Consider the following 15,661-nt stretch of genomic DNA (forward strand, 5'->3'; position numbering starts at 1 on the left):
TTATTCTATCATTTCTGACCAAAATCTTGGGCTACAACATTACACCAGCTGCTTTTAGGCAGTCTTCTTAGATCGGGGAAATGAACTATAAAACATATTTTCTGTTCTTTTTTTCTGTATGTGTAGATTTTTATCATCCTTGATATCATAGGATTAGCACGTGTTAGAACAGCTAAAATATTTTTTTTGTAACAGAAGCTGCATTATAATTAAACCATTTAACCTGCCGTTAGTCTGAGAATAAAATAAAAACTATTGCTGGTATTTGAAATTTTACTACTTTCATAGTTACAACATCTACTACCTAAATCAAATCTTACCTAATCTAAACTTTAAACCATGAGCAAAAAAGTACGCAGTGCCCAACTGGCCACCTTGCTTCTAGCTGGTGCCATGCTGGCACCACCTGCTTTTGCACAAAAAAGCAAAAAGAAGAAAAATGCAAAGCAGGAAACTACTGCTGCAGCCCCTACTCCTCAAAAAAGAGACGATGGTAAGCCAAAGCCTTACAATGAGGTAATCACGTCGAAAGCACTGACCGATGACGGTATGTTTAAAGTGCACCGCATCGATGAAAAGTATTTCTACGAAATACCAGATACTTTGCTGAACCGTGACATGCTTATGGTTAGCCGTATTGCCAAAACAGCTACAAACATTGGCTACGGTGGCGAAGAACTTGAAACGCAGATGCTGCGCTGGGAAAAAAAAGGCGACAGAATATTACTGCGCACGATTTCAACTCAAAACGTAGCCGCCGATACATTGGAGATCTACAACTCTGTTTTGAACTCCAACTTTGCCCCTATCATTCAGGCCTTCGATATTAAGGCTTACAACAATGGCACTCAAGTTATTGAAGTAACGGATTTCTTCTCGAAGGATGTACCAGCTATTGGACTAGACAAAAGAAGACGTGATCAGTACAAGGTAAGGCGCCTGGATGATAAGCGCTCTTTTATTGAAAGCGTAAAGAGCTTCCCAATGAACGTTGAGGCTCGCTCGCTGATGACTTACGAGGCAACTGATGCACCAGCAAACTCAAACACAGGAACTATCTCTCTGGAGCTGAACCACTCGATGGTGTTGCTTCCTAAAAAACCGATGGCTTCCCGTAAGTTTGATGAGCGTGTCGGTTATTTCACCATCAACCAAACCGATTACGGTACGGATGAGCAGCGTGCAGCCAGACGTCGTTATATTGTACGTTGGAAACTAGAGCCAAAAGACAAAGAGGCGTATGCGCGTGGTGAACTGGTAGAGCCCGTAAAACCAATTGTATATTATATAGACCCTGCTACGCCAATGAAATGGCGTCCATACCTGAAAAAAGGTGTAGAGGACTGGAACAAAGCTTTTGAGGCAGCTGGTTTCAAAAATGCTATTATTGCTAAAGACCCGCCTTCTCCAGAAGAAGATCCAGAGTTCAGCACAGAAGATGCGCGTTATTCAGTTATCCGTTACTTCTCTTCTGAAACACAAAATGCTTACGGCCCTAACGTACACGATCCACGTTCTGGCGAAATCCTGGAAAGCCACATCGGCTGGTACCACAACGTAATGAACCTGGTGCGCAACTGGTATTTCATCCAGACTGCTGCTGTTAACCCAGACGCTCGTGGTGTTCAGTTTAAGGATGAGGTAATGGGTGAGCTGATCCGTTTTGTGGCAGCGCACGAAGTTGGCCACACGCTTGGTTTGCCTCACAACATGGGCTCCAGCCCTGCTTACCCTGTAGAAAAACTGCGTGACCCAGAGTTTACAAAAACAATGGGAACGGCTCCTTCTATAATGGACTATGCCCGCTTTAACTATGTGGCACAGCCAGAAGACAAGGGTGTAGCTCTAATGCCAGGCATCGGTGTTTATGACAAACACGCTGTTAAATGGGGTTATACTTATTTCCCTGAAACAAATGGTGCAGACAACCTGACGAAACTGAATGCATGGATTCGTGAGCACGAAAATGACCCGATGTACCGTTTCGGTCGTCAGCAGGGCAACCCTATTGACCCTTCTTCACAGACAGAGGACTTAGGAGATGATGCTATGCTGGCTAGCACATACGGCATCAAAAATTTGAAGCGCATAATGCCAAACCTAATGACCTGGACAACTCAGAATGATCAGAATTATTCTGATCTGGAAGAAATGTACGGACAGGTGATTGGACAGTGGAACCGTTACATGGGCCACGTTACGGCTAACATCGGTGGTATCTATGAGAATTACAAAGCCGCTGGTCAGAAAGGCAATGTTTACTCATATGTTCCGAAAGAAAAGCAGAAGCGTGCTGTTCAATTCCTGAACGAGCAAAGCTTTGCTACGCCAACTTGGTTACTGGACGAAAACATCATCCGCAAGTTTGAAGGTGCAGGTACAGTAGAGCGTATCAGCCAGACACAGGTGAGGGTGCTAAACAACGTGCTTGACCCAAGCCGTATGGCGCGTGTGCTGCAAGCACAGGCTACATTAGGTAACAACACTTATACCTTAACGGAAATGATGTCTGATTTGCGCAGTGGTATCTGGAACGAAATTGCAACTGGTAAAACAGTAGATATGTATCGTCGTAACCTGCAGCGCGGCTACCTGGAGCGCATGGAGTACCTGATGAAAGACCAGCCACAGAGTTCAGGCCGTTTTGGTGGCTCTTCTGTAAATGTGTCTCAATCTGATATCCGTCCGTTAGTTAGAGGTGAACTGACAGCGCTGCAAAGCCAGATAAAAGCATTTTTACCTAAGACTAATGATAGCATGACAAAGTATCACCTACAGGATGCTTTGGTAAGAATCGACAATATTCTTCATCCAAAGAGCTAAGTGTAAAGCCTGATCTAAAGTTTGAAAGCCCCAACTGTTGCAGTTGGGGCTTTTTTGTGTTCTTTATTTTACAGATAGCCATTACACCACACCCTTTTCCTGTTTCACCCCATTTATTTTTCTCTCTGCTGTTGATGTAGTTCTTTTGAAGAAAAGAAAAGGCAATGGATTTCAAAAAACTGCATCTACATAAACTCCGATTCTGGCAGCAATGGTTGCTGCTAGCATTTGGTTCGTGGTTTCTGTTAAACCTATACGATATACTCCTCTACCTTTACAGGCTCGAAACCTGGGGAAACTATATTATAAATGAAGATGGCACACCTGTAACTGTGTGGCAAAGGTTTTTTAATCACAACGCAGAGCAACTAGTGTGGCTATTTATATCCTTTATTGCTTTGTTAGCAGAAGCAAACTATCATTACATATTCAGGCGAAAAGGAACAAAGCTTTTTATACTTACATCCATTGCATGTGGTGTGGCTGGTGCCATGTACTTTTTTGTAGCAGATGAACTGCGGTATGGTTTGGGAAGTATGGAGAGTACTCTACCTGCTACGATTGTGATAGCATTACTGGTTTTTCTTTACGCACTGGTACGAGATTATATCTACAAAAGAATTCATGTTGCTGAAAGCCGTTCAGAAAAATCTCAGGCAGAACTGAATGCTCTAAAAGCACAAGTAAACCCACACTTCTTCTTCAACACCCTCAACAGCCTCTATGGCACGGCCCTGGAAGAAGAGGCTCCAAGCACCGCTGAAAGTATAGACCAACTCGCTGGCATCATGCGCTATACCATGAATGAGGCGCAACAGGACTTCACTTCTATCCTTAACGAAATAAAATTCATTGAAGATTACCTGCACCTTCAAAGCCTGCGGCTGCCTGCCAGAGAGAACATTGAGGTGAAAACAGAGATAAGCTACGACGGCAAGCCCTGCATCATTGCGCCCATGCTACTCATTCCCTTCATTGAAAATGCCTTTAAGTATGGCATCAGCATGGACTATACTTGTTGGGTGCATATACAGCTAAAGGTTAAGGAGCAACAGCTACACCTAATAGTACAGAATAAAATTTTGAGAGAAAACATGCCCCCCAAAGGACAAGGCACAGGTATAGAAAACACCAAAAAGCGTCTACAGTTGCTCTACCCCAACCGACATAAGCTAGAAACACATCAGACAGAAAATTTTATAGTTGACCTGCACCTACAACTCCATTCCTAACCCATAAACATTCATAACTTATGAAAAAACTAATCTTTATACTTTGTCTTTTGTTAACCCATGCCTTACAGGCGCAGATGCTTCTGAAGGGGAAAATTAATCACGCTAAGCCAGGGCAAAAGGTAAACGTGAATGTACCTTATGATGTGTGGTACCATAAACAAAACTCACAGGAAGTAGCTTTGAACACCAAAGGGGAGTTTACAGTAGTGTTGCCTGTAAAAAAGCCGCAAACTATATTTCTGGACTTTGATGGCACAAGATTATACCTATATGCTGAGCCAAGCAAAACTTTAACTATTCAGGCTGATGCGAAGGATTTCATAAACTCCCTAAAATTTAAAGGAAAGTTAGCGCCAGAAAATGCATTCTGGTACAAGACAGGCTTAACAATGCAGAAGCTCTACCCGCAGAACTGGAATGATACCCTCACCTATCCTTCCGAAATTCTAGCATCGATAAAAGCAAGCCAAGCCACTGCTTTGCAAACTTTAAAAAATGCCAAGCTCAGGAACAAAAATTTTTTACGTATCACGGCTGCCGACATTTCTTATTTTGCCTCCAGCAAATTGTTCGACCTGATCTATAAAAACGATGTTTGGTCTGTAGGGCATGTTTCTAAGCATTCAAGGCAGGAGTGGCTAGAGGCACTCAAAACGGCATATTCCAATCAGCCTCTCTCAAACGTGTCCGCCATAGGCAGCTTCCATTACGGGCAAACTATAGCTTATTACCCTCGCTTCCTGGAGATGAGTTGCCAAAGCAAAGAAGAGTTTATGAAGCTATGCGAAGAGATTTTCGGAAAACCTTTTGCCGAGATAAACAAAGAAGTGCGTGCAAAAGGAGAAAACTATTGGCAGTACAAAGCATTGAACTATGGCTTAGAAGGGCATGCGCTGGAAAATGCCCTAGCCTCCCTTATTACGAACGGCCTTGAAAGTGGAGAAATAGCTTACTTACCCGAGGCATATGAAGATTTTTTAAAAAAATTCCCGAATAGCAGCCATAAAGCACACTTAACCGAGGCTATGAAGCCCCTGCTGCAAAGCAAAACAGCTACAGTAACTACTGAAATAATACTGGAAGAAAACTCTTCAAATTTCAAGTTGCTGGAGGAAATACTAGCTCAGCATAAAGGCAAAGCTGTGTACATTGACATGTGGGGAAGCTGGTGCGGTCCTTGTAGGGAAGAATTTAAGTATACGGCAGCTTTGAAGGAAAAATTTAAGGGTAAACCAGTTGATTTTGTCTATATTGCTTTTGAACATAGTTCTGAACCAGAGAAGACATGGAAAGATATGATAACCTTTTACATGCTCGAAGGCAGACATATTTTGGGTAGTAAAGAGCTAGAGGAATACTTTCGCAACTTGTACGCATCAAAAGGTACTTTGTCCTATCCATCTTACTTACTCATCGACAAAAATGGTGAAGTAGTGAACTTACAGGCTGAGCGTCCGTCAGCTGGAGAAAAGTTATACAACCAGATTGAACAACTGCTTAGATAATTTATTATGAACACCCAACTTCGCTGCATTGCCATAGACGACGAACCTATTGCATTGAATATTATTCGAGCGCATGCTGAGAAAGTACCGTTCCTGAATTTAGAAGCAACCTTTGCAAGCGCCACAGAAGCCTTAACCTATGTGCGGCAGCAAAAGGTAGACCTGATTTTCCTCGACATCAACATGCCCGATTTATCTGGGATAGAGTTTGCCAGAATAGCAGGCACTGATGCGAAAATTATCTTCACAACCGCTTACGCCGAATATGCCGTGCAAGGGTTTGAACTAGCCGCTACCGATTACCTGCTGAAGCCTATCAGTTTTGCCCGTTTTCTGCAAGCCTGCACCCGTGTGCAGGAGCAATTTAGCGCTAGCAAAGCTCAACTCGATAATTTCCTTTTTGTAAAAGACGGTTATAATATGGTGCGCATTAACCTTGACGAGTTGCTATACATTGAGGCAGATGATAATTACCTTACCTTTTATGAAGTTGGGCAGCGCACCGTTACCCGCATGACACTTACAGAGGCAACGGCTAAACTGGTAGGTAAACCTTTCCTGCGTGTACATAAATCATTTATAGTTGCGCTTCCCAAAATAGAAAAGATCGAGCGGCATCAATTAACCGTGTCAGGTACTAGCATCCCTCTTTCGAGTAACTTTAAGCAGGAGCTTTTACAGAAATTGTCTTTGCCACTCGGGTAGAACACACTTTTAAACAAGCCTGCAGAGATTCTTTTAAAAGTGTTCAAATGCAGAGCATTGCTCCAGTACTCTTTCAACTTCCTCCTGTGCCCTTTCCCAACTGCCGCTGCATTGCTTTAGCGTGAACAAAAAGAGCCTTCTTGCGTTACTTTACCAAGCCCTTAGTAGCTGCTGCTGCAGTGTTTACTGATATTAAAGCATGCTTTAAAAGAGCTCTGGAGGGATAACGTCCCTCCTACTTGCATTAGTACAACCTGTCTTGTCTGTATCGGAAAAAACAACTTAGGTATATGGATCTTACTTTTAGCAATCTCTTCTTTGTAAAGAAGGAGATGTTCTCGGAAGAAAAGCAGAAAACTCATGAAGAGCATCATAAAAAAGTAAGTTGGGTTTACTACTGCATCATTACCTTGGGGCTCTGGCTTATTGCCAATCCTCCCACTTTTGGTTACAAAGTTCCTGCAATGGTTTGGAGCGATATTCTATCAGGTCTCTTTTTGATCGTGATGAGTTATTTTGCTTTGAAACCCTACAAACTGTGGGCGCAATGGGTGGTTGTTTTTATAGGCATATGGCTTTTTGTTGCTCCCATGGTTTTTTGGCCTAAGGAAGGATCTGGGTTACTGAATGGCTATCTTATCGGAACTTTGGTCGTAATCTTTGGGATTGTTATTCCAAAGCAACCAGGCATAAAATTATTTGAGCAGCCAGGACCTAATGTTCCCACTGGCTGGAGCTACAATCCTTCTTCCTGGAATCAGCGGGTTCCTGTAGTTTTCTTCGCTTGGTTAGGTTTTTTTATTGGCCGCTATATGGGTGCTTTTCAATTAGAGTACATACAGTCTGTTTGGGATCCATTTTTTGGCGATGGAACCCGAAAAGTACTTACTTCGGCTGTTTCAAAATCGTTTCCTGTTCCTGATGCCATTCTTGGTGCATTTTCTTATCTTATTGATGTTTTGTTTGGCTTGGCAGGTGGCACCCATCGCTGGCGCACTATGCCCTGGATCGTCATTATCTTCGGCATCTTAATTTTTCCGCTTGGTGTAGTTAGCATCACCTTAGTTATTCTCCAACCCGTTTCGGTAGGCTACTGGTGTACGTTGTGCCTCTCAAGCGCAATGGTTTCTCTTATCATGATTCCTTTTGCGATTGATGAAGTGCTGGCAACAATTCAGCTGATGCGCCATGAGAAGAAAGCGAGAAAAACATCTTACTGGAAAACGCTTTGGTTTGGCGGCACTATGAAAGGCGGACATATAGAAGAAACAAAGAACCCTGAAACGCTCCTGGACCTTACTTTAAAAGAAGTTACACACGATCTGTTTCTCAGGCCATGGAACCTGATCATCATTATGCTGGTGGGTATGTGGGTAATGGCTGCTCCAGGGGTGTTAGGTTATAGTGGTACCATTGCCAATAGCAACCACCTGGCAGGTGCCATTGTTGTTACGTTTGCAATTATTGCTATGTCTGAGGTAGCACGTCCACTCCGTTACCTGCACATTCTGCTAGGACTTTGGCTAGTTGCTGCTCCCTTTATTTTAGGTGCCAATCAGGATATGGCTATGTGGAATAGCCTGGCAGCTGGCATCATTATCATACCGCTTGCTTTCCGAAAAGGAAAAGTAGAAGATAAAAGAGGTAGCTTTGATAAGTACATTGTTTGAGTATAAAAACTGTCTAAACCTACTCTGATGTACAACTACTAAGAGAAAAGTACTTGTCACAGCTATGCTGTCTCTACTTTATGTTTTAGCAAGCCTGCTCCTTACTAATTTATATTTACCCTCAGCGTTACTTTTTAGAAAGCAGGGCTGATGTATAAATTATATCTTGCTTTTAAAGCTAATTATTTTAGTTAAACTATTTATATTAGCACTTGTATAAATAGTTATGAAAGCAGAAGAGTTTATAAAAGGTCGCGGAGCACAGTATAATCCTGCTAATCCTTACCTGAAGCACGAGTATGTAGCGGAGCATATAGAAGGTTTAGATGAACCGATGCTGAACAACAGTAAAACAGAATTCTTTGCAGAGCACCCGAAAAAAATCGTAAACAAGATAGATAGTCCAGATCTGGGTTTGGGTTATTCCCTAAACCCTTACCAGGGATGCGAGCATGGCTGTGTTTACTGTTATGCCCGCAACACGCACCAGTATTGGGGATATGGTGCAGGATTGGACTTCGAGCGCAAAATCATTGTAAAAGAAAATGCTCCAGAAGTACTGGCACAGCAGCTAGAAAGCAAAAGCTGGCAAGTAATGCCCATTATGTTAGCAGGTAACACTGATTGCTACCAACCCATAGAAGCTAAAAAGAAGATCACCCGCCGCATTTTAGAAGTTCTCCTGCAGTACCGTCACCCCGTTAGTATCATCACCAAAAATGCTCTCATCCTCCGCGACCTCGACCTGCTGCAAGAGCTGAACAAACTGGACCTGGTGCATGTGAATACGAGCATTACCTCCCTGGATGAAAAGCTAAGACAGAAGCTGGAACCACGCACGGCATCGGCTGCCAAACGACTGGAAGTTGTACGCCAATTAAGTGCTGCAGAAATTCCTGTTAATGTGATGGTGGCCCCTATCATACCTGGTTTAAATGATTCTGAAATACCACAAATTATAAAACAAGCAGCCGATGCAGGTGCGAGTAACGCAGCTTATACCATTGTTCGGCTGAACGGCAGTATTGGTCCTATTTTTGAAGATTGGATAAACGAAGCCTTTCCCGATCGGGCACAAAAAGTACTCAAACAAATTGCAGACTGCCACGGCGGCAAGCTCAGCGACAGCCGCTTCGGTACACGGATGCGCGGAGAAGGCCTATTTGCCGACACTATTTCCAAACTCTTTCGCATCAGCAAGCAAAAGTATATGGCTGGCCGAACCATGAAACCTTACAATTACAGTCACTTCTGTACAAAATCAGGCAAACAATTGGGTTTAAATCTTTAATTGAAAGGTCCTGGTTTAGTTTGCTTTTTGTAATGGTAAATAAGCCATTCATAATTATTTGTCTTGTGAGGATATGTTTTTGTTCTTTTGTTTAACCACACCATTTCCGAAAACCACACGTTCCGACTTGAATATTAATTAAGTTCTCTTATGCAAAACCTATAAGAATGGCTTTATACTACAGGATAATGAAATAAATGATTTAACTTTGTAGCCCATATAGTTAATACAAACTTATGGCTGCTAAATATATATTTGTTACAGGGGGCGTTACCTCCTCTTTAGGTAAAGGTATCATCTCTGCTTCTCTTGCTAAGTTGCTGCAGGCAAGAGGTTTCTCCGTAACCATTCAAAAATTCGACCCTTACATTAACATAGACCCAGGCACACTGAACCCGTACGAGCATGGCGAATGTTTTGTAACAGAAGACGGTGCAGAAACCGACCTCGACCTGGGACACTACGAGCGATACTTGAATGCACCAACCTCTCAGGCAAACAATGTTACGACAGGTCGCATTTACAACCACGTAATTATGCAGGAGCGAGAAGGCGCTTATTTGGGTAAAACAGTTCAGGTTATTCCGCATATTACCGATGAGATAAAGCGCCGTATGCTGCTGTTAGGCCAGACGGGCGAGTATGATATAGTAATTACTGAAATTGGCGGCTGTGTGGGCGACATAGAATCCCTTCCGTTTATTGAGGCGGTGCGCCAGTTGCGCTGGGAACTAGGTTCAAACGAAACCTGTGTAATTCACCTGACGCTCCTGCCCTACCTTAAGGCAGCTGGTGAGTTGAAGACAAAACCAACCCAACACTCCGTACGGGATTTGTCGGAAGCAGGTGTACAGCCAGATATCTTAGTTTGCCGCTCAGAGCATCCAGTTCCGTCTGATTTGCGCAAAAAAATAGCTTTGTTCTGTAACGTGAAGCAGAATGCAGTAATCGAATCGTTGGATGCAGAGACCATTTACGATGTGCCGCTGCTGATGCGAAAAGAGAAGCTGGATGAGCGTGTGATCAGCAAACTGAAACTACCGCAGAGATCGGAGCCTGAGTTAGACACTTGGAAAGAATTCCTTGGTCGCCTTAAAAACCCTACAGCCGAGGTAAATATTGCCTTAGTAGGTAAATATGTAGAGTTGCCAGATGCTTATAAGTCTATTATAGAATCTTTTGTGCATGCTGGCGCAGCAAACGAGTGTAAGGTAAAACTGAAAACTTTCCAATCTGAAAACATAAATCCTGATAATGTGGCTACGTTGCTGGGCAGCATGGATGCTGTGCTGGTAGCACCAGGCTTTGGAGAGAGAGGTTTTCAGGGTAAGTTAGAATCTATTAAGTTCGTTCGCGAAAACAAAATCCCGTTCCTGGGCATCTGTTTAGGTATGCAATGTGCTGCAGTTGAATTTGCACGCAATGTACTTGGTTTAGAGGGAGCTGCCTCTACAGAAATGTACCCTGATACGCCACATCCTATCATTGATATGATGGCTGATCAGAAAGAAATTACACAAAAAGGCGGTACTATGCGATTAGGTGCCTATACTTGTGAACTAAAAAAAGGTTCTAAGGCTTATTCTATTTATGGAAAGCAGAAGATAACAGAGCGTCATCGCCACCGTTATGAGTTCAACAACAAGTACTTAGAAGATTTTGAAAAAGCTGGTATGCTAGCATCAGGCATCAACCCTGAGACGGGGCTGGTAGAGGTGATCGAGTTACAAAATCACCCATGGTTTGTGGCTGCACAATATCATCCTGAGTTAAAAAGCACCGTGCTGAACCCTCACCCGCTGTTTGTAAAATTTATAAAAGCGGCAATTAATTACGCTAAATCAAAGTAAGCAAAAACAAAACACAATTTGAATATTTAGTAAATGGATAGAAATAATGCGATTGGCTTTGGACTGATGGCGGTCCTGCTGCTGGTTTATACCTTCTTCTTTTCGGGGAACAATAACCAGCAAGCCCAGCAGGCCACAGAACAAGTTGCCAGAGTCGAGCAAGTTGCCCCTGCCACATCAACAATAGCGGAAGATTCAGTAGCGCAGGCTCGAAGAGCAGCTGCAATGGGTACGTTTGGTGCTGCAGCCACAGGAGAAGCCACTACAACTACTCTCGACAACGAAAACCTGCAGATTACCTTCAACACAAAAGGTGGCCAGGTAGAGGAAGTAGTACTAAAAAACTATAAGTCTTACCAAGGCGGTCCGCTTGTGCTGTTTGACAAAGAAAGCAGCAACACCGATGTGCAGTTCGCTACAAACAATGGTAACACCGTACGTTTGTCTGATTTGTATTTTACACCATCTGATGTAAGCACAATAACGACTGACGCAGGCGAAGCGAAAAGAATATCTTTTAGAGCAGAGTTAGGCGCAAACCAGTATGTTGAGCAAACTTATACTTTGTATAACCAAAGCTTCCAAGTTGGCTATAAACTAGATTTTAGAGGTTTAGAAGGACAGGTTAGCGGCAACAACATAACCTTTACCTGGAGCGACCGCTTAAAGCAGTTAGAGCGTGACCTAAAGCAGAACAGAGCAAAATCCACCATTAACTACTATACTGTAGAAGACGGTCACGATAAACTTTCTATTTCAGAAGACAAAGAGGAAGAAACGTTAGAAGAACCTGTTAAGTGGGTTGCTAACAAGCAAAACTTCTTTACGGCTGGTATTATAGCCATCAAAACTTTCTCTGGTGCAAGATTAGAGGCTACTGTAGACCCTGCAGATACTTCAGTTGTTAAAACACTTGCTTCACAGATCTCTATTCCTACGCAGGATGTAATGTCTGGTGCTGGCGAATTCATGTTCTACTTCGGTCCGAACGATTATAATATTCTAAAAGAAGTAGGAAATGACTTTGATAAGAATCTGGACCTAGGTTGGGGTATCTTCTCTTGGGTAAACCAGTGGCTGATTATACCAGCCTTTGATTTTCTGGAGAACTACATCGGAAACTACGGTATCATTATCATGCTGTTGGTGCTGTATATTAAAACGCTCCTGTTCCCGCTTACTTATAAGTCTTACCTCTCTATGGCAAAAATGAAGGTGTTGAAGCCTGAAATTGATGCTATAAAAGAGCGTAACGATGGTGATATGCAGAAGACGCAGATGGAAACCATGAAGCTGTACTCAGAGATGGGCGTGAACCCGATGAGCGGCTGCTTACCAATGCTACTGCAGATGCCGATCCTGTTTGCGATGTTCAACTTCTTCCCGAACTCTATTGAGCTACGCCAGGAATCGTTCTTATGGGCAAACGACCTTTCTACTTATGATGTGTTTGCCCGTCTGCCGTTCACTATTCCGTTTTATGGTGACCACGTAAGTATGTTCACCTTGCTGATGACGGCTTCGACCATACTTTATACTTGGTCAAATAATCAGATGAACACCATGCAGGGACCTATGAAGTTTTATAGTTACCTGATGCCTATCATCTTCATGTTTGTGCTGAACTCGTTCCCTGCTGGTTTATCTTTCTATTACTTTGTTTCAAACATGGTAACATTCGGTCAGCAGGCTATCATCCGTAAATTTGTGAACGAAGGCAAGGTTAGAGCCAAGCTGGAGCAAAACAAAGAGAAGAAGAAGGACAAGAAGAAAACTGGCGGTCCGTCTTTTACAGAGCGAATGCAGGAAGCCATGCGAGCAGCTCAGGAAAAAGAGCAGCAAAAGCGTAACCTAAGAGCTAAAAAGTAATATTCTTGATAGCTAACAGAAAGCCTTTCCCCTACAGGAAAGGCTTTTTTGTTTACTTTTCACCCGCTAGCCTCGTATATAGCACTACAACTATAAACTATGATGTACTTAAAACGAAATATAAAACTCTCTCTCCTCCTGTTAAGCTTTGGTACTTTTAGCTGCCAGTCAAACTCTCAGGATGAAAAGACAATTGCCAGCACACACCCAAAACTAGAAGAAGAACTTAACAACGATTCTGTGTCCACCCCTGTTACTCCTGGTGATACTTCCAATCTATACAATAGGTACCGAATTACGATGGACCAGTACACGAACAGCCGAAACTACGATGTAAGAAACATGTATGGTGGAAGCCTTGGCAAACTCGACGAAGAGAGCCATGAAGATGCCCGCACCTACCGTTCGGCTTTAACAAAGGGCTTAGCAAAAGGTGTTAATTTTGCTGGAAATTATACTGTCGTAACAGTTGGCTGTGGAAACGCATGTCAAAATCACTATATAATCGATAGCAAAAGCGGTAAAGTGCTTGATAAAATCCAGAGCAGTGCTGGCGCCAAATTCAGTCCCAATAGTCGGCTGTTTATCTTAAACCCGCCCGACTCTACAGTTAACTACAGCAACTGCCACAACTGTGAGCCTAAAGCTTATGTTTTTGAGAACGGCCAGTTTAAAGAAGCTGAAAAGTAAAAGTAAGCGGTATTTACAGCTCCAAAGCCATTCTAAAAAGTACAATTTAAATTCTATTCCCATAAATGTAAGGCTTCAGCCAATAGTTTAAAAAATAGCTATATTCAAAAATTTGAAGCATATTTTAATGCCTCCCGTAAACTAACAAGCCAAAAAAACAGCTAAACATTTATCTAAAATAGTGCAAATTTAAAATAATTCTAAATACCTATTCACCAAGCTATAACTGGTGTAGCCTTACTAAATATGGCCTGCGACCAAAGTTTTAGGCCTTTTTATCCCTCTTTGCAGTGGTAATACCTTACCACAAGCTATAACAGAAGTGAATTTAGCCCGTAAAAAATATTGTAAGCTTTATTAAAAAGGCTTCAAAAAATTAACTTCTGCTAATAAAGTAAAGCAATGGAGCACAATATAGATGAAGGTTCAAACCTGAAAAACGAGTTTGAAAAAAAATACAGAGAAAATCAGCCTGTTCAAGAGCCTGAAGTGATTCCGATTATTGAGGAACAAATAAGGGTTGACACAAGAGTGGTTGAATCTGGCAGTGTTAACATCAGAAAAAACGTGCATGAAGAAGAGGTGACAGTTAACCTCCCTATCATAAACGAAGAAATAGATGTTGAAAGAGTAGCCATCAACGAATTTGTTGACTCGGCGCCTGCTCCTGTTCGCTATGAAGGTGATAAGATAATAATACCTGTTCTGAAAGAGGTATCGGTGGTAGTAAAGAAACTGATGCTTGTAGAAGAACTACATGTAACGAAACGTAAAGTGGAAACACATACTTCGCAACAAGTGAAGCTTCGTAAAGAAGAAGTTAACATAAGTAGAGCTGATGGGAATACAGCTAATGGCGGCCTTTAGCAGTTTTAGTTTTAGAGGCTGATTTTTTGAATAACAAATAGAACAATTTAACCAACTACAAAAGAAAACAAACTATGGAACAACAGACAGTAATAGGAATTTTTGAAAAAGGAATAGATGCCCAAATGGCGGCACAAAAGTTAGAAAGTACAAACTTTGCACAGGATAAAGTGGATGTGGTAAAACCAGCTGCAGCAGGCCCAGAAGGTCAGACAACAGCTTCTGCTACAACTTCCGCTACAGCTACAAGAACTGACAATGACCATACAAGCAACTTCTTTAACTCTTTGTTCGAGGATAAAGATGATGCTAACAAATATTCTGAAGTAGCCCGCAGAGGATGGGTTGTAACAGTGCATGCTACCTCTAAGCAAGAAGCAGAGCGTGCTTCTGAAATCTTAGACTCATGTGGCGCAGTAGACGTTGAAGATCGTTCACGTCAGTTACGTTCAACTACAGGCGTTACAGGAGCAGCACCAAGTACTGGTCAGCAAACAACTTCGCCAGGCGCTGTGCCAATTATTGAAGAAAAAACAAACATTGGAAAGCGTGAGGTTGAATCTGGTGGCGTAAGGCTAAAAAGCCGTATTATCGAGCGCCCAGTTCATGAAAACCTTAGACTGCGCGAGGAAAGGGTTAATGTAGAAAGAAATCCTGTAAACCGTCCAGCAACCGATAGGGACTTAAGCACTTTTAAAGAAGGTGAAACTACCGTAACAGCACACTCTGAGATACCAATGGTAAACAAAGAAGCCCGTGTGGTAGAAGAAGTAAAAGTAGGTAAAGAATCACGAATCCGTAACGAGCGTATTGAAGAAACTGAGCGCAAGACGGATGTAGAAGTAGATAAACTTCGTAAAGATGACGACCTGAGAGGTCCACAAAACCCGAACAGACGATAAGTTTAAAGATAAATTGATTGAAAAGGCAGCTAAGTTTTAGCTGCCTTTTTTTATTTTTATGCCCTGCCACAACTACATTATTCTTCCTTGAAAAAGCGTTTCTATAGAGTAAGAACCAAGAATAAAGCTATTGCACTAAAGTTGAAAACGAATAACAATGACGCCTCTTACCAGTTTATTTTCTCTCCTTCTTTGACATTATGCCGTCGCACCCTAACTTCGGGATAAGAACTCATAAACAAATCAGACACTAG

The 15,661-nt window shown here is 42.3% G+C and carries 11 protein-coding genes; all 11 read left to right on the forward strand.

The features are described from left to right. Positions 1 to 339 precede the first annotated feature (339 nt). The 11 genes from LN893_RS11935 to LN893_RS11985 all read left to right on the forward strand — a co-directional run bounded on the left by LN893_RS11935 (position 340) and on the right by LN893_RS11985 (position 15,407). A complete protein-coding gene (locus tag LN893_RS11935; protein ID WP_229970321.1) occupies positions 340 to 2,823 on the forward strand; it encodes a zinc-dependent metalloprotease in 2,484 nt (827 codons plus the stop codon). Between the two features lie 164 nt (positions 2,824 to 2,987). Then, positions 2,988 to 4,055: a sensor histidine kinase gene (locus tag LN893_RS11940; RefSeq protein WP_229970323.1), complete on the forward strand. Its 1,068-nt coding sequence runs from the start codon at positions 2,988 to 2,990 to the stop codon at positions 4,053 to 4,055. A gap of 20 nt (positions 4,056 to 4,075) precedes the next feature. After that, positions 4,076 to 5,563, forward strand: coding sequence for a redoxin family protein (locus tag LN893_RS11945; protein WP_229970326.1), 1,488 nt, complete (start codon positions 4,076 to 4,078; stop codon positions 5,561 to 5,563). 6 nt (positions 5,564 to 5,569) lie between these two features. After that, entirely contained in the window at positions 5,570 to 6,268 is a 699-nt protein-coding gene (locus tag LN893_RS11950; RefSeq protein WP_229970328.1) for a LytR/AlgR family response regulator transcription factor, read from the forward strand. Between the two features lie 290 nt (positions 6,269 to 6,558). Further along, a complete protein-coding gene (locus LN893_RS11955; protein WP_229970330.1) occupies positions 6,559 to 7,938 on the forward strand; it encodes an SPW repeat domain-containing protein in 1,380 nt (459 codons plus the stop codon). A 226-nt stretch (positions 7,939 to 8,164) separates the two neighbouring features. Beyond that, positions 8,165 to 9,229: a PA0069 family radical SAM protein gene (locus LN893_RS11960; RefSeq protein ID WP_229970332.1), complete on the forward strand. Its 1,065-nt coding sequence runs from the start codon at positions 8,165 to 8,167 to the stop codon at positions 9,227 to 9,229. 236 nt (positions 9,230 to 9,465) lie between these two features. After that, entirely contained in the window at positions 9,466 to 11,079 is a 1,614-nt protein-coding gene (gene pyrG, locus LN893_RS11965; RefSeq protein ID WP_229970334.1) for a CTP synthase, read from the forward strand. 33 nt (positions 11,080 to 11,112) lie between these two features. Continuing rightward, complete coding sequence (gene yidC, locus LN893_RS11970) at positions 11,113 to 12,948, forward strand: membrane protein insertase YidC (RefSeq protein WP_229970335.1); 1,836 nt, start codon at positions 11,113 to 11,115, stop codon at positions 12,946 to 12,948. 99 nt (positions 12,949 to 13,047) lie between these two features. Continuing rightward, a complete protein-coding gene (locus LN893_RS11975; protein ID WP_229970337.1) occupies positions 13,048 to 13,638 on the forward strand; it encodes a hypothetical protein in 591 nt (196 codons plus the stop codon). 402 nt (positions 13,639 to 14,040) lie between these two features. Further along, on the forward strand, positions 14,041 to 14,505 hold the full coding sequence (locus LN893_RS11980) for a YsnF/AvaK domain-containing protein (protein ID WP_229970339.1): 465 nt from the start codon (positions 14,041 to 14,043) through the stop codon (positions 14,503 to 14,505). Between the two features lie 74 nt (positions 14,506 to 14,579). Continuing rightward, positions 14,580 to 15,407: a YsnF/AvaK domain-containing protein gene (locus LN893_RS11985; protein WP_229970341.1), complete on the forward strand. Its 828-nt coding sequence runs from the start codon at positions 14,580 to 14,582 to the stop codon at positions 15,405 to 15,407. Positions 15,408 to 15,661 lie beyond the last annotated feature (254 nt).

Source organism: Pontibacter harenae (assembly GCF_020907245.1).
Lineage (GTDB): Bacteria > Bacteroidota > Bacteroidia > Cytophagales > Hymenobacteraceae > Pontibacter > Pontibacter harenae.

Coding starts and splice junctions, on each gene's coding strand:
- LN893_RS11935 (WP_229970321.1), top strand. CDS start 340: ATGAGCAAAAAAGTACGCAGTGCCCAACTGGCCACCTTGCTTCTAGCT.
- LN893_RS11940 (WP_229970323.1), top strand. CDS start 2,988: ATGGATTTCAAAAAACTGCATCTACATAAACTCCGATTCTGGCAGCAA.
- LN893_RS11945 (WP_229970326.1), top strand. CDS start 4,076: ATGAAAAAACTAATCTTTATACTTTGTCTTTTGTTAACCCATGCCTTA.
- LN893_RS11950 (WP_229970328.1), top strand. CDS start 5,570: ATGAACACCCAACTTCGCTGCATTGCCATAGACGACGAACCTATTGCA.
- LN893_RS11955 (WP_229970330.1), top strand. CDS start 6,559: ATGGATCTTACTTTTAGCAATCTCTTCTTTGTAAAGAAGGAGATGTTC.
- LN893_RS11960 (WP_229970332.1), top strand. CDS start 8,165: ATGAAAGCAGAAGAGTTTATAAAAGGTCGCGGAGCACAGTATAATCCT.
- pyrG (WP_229970334.1), top strand. CDS start 9,466: ATGGCTGCTAAATATATATTTGTTACAGGGGGCGTTACCTCCTCTTTA.
- yidC (WP_229970335.1), top strand. CDS start 11,113: ATGGATAGAAATAATGCGATTGGCTTTGGACTGATGGCGGTCCTGCTG.
- LN893_RS11975 (WP_229970337.1), top strand. CDS start 13,048: ATGATGTACTTAAAACGAAATATAAAACTCTCTCTCCTCCTGTTAAGC.
- LN893_RS11980 (WP_229970339.1), top strand. CDS start 14,041: ATGGAGCACAATATAGATGAAGGTTCAAACCTGAAAAACGAGTTTGAA.
- LN893_RS11985 (WP_229970341.1), top strand. CDS start 14,580: ATGGAACAACAGACAGTAATAGGAATTTTTGAAAAAGGAATAGATGCC.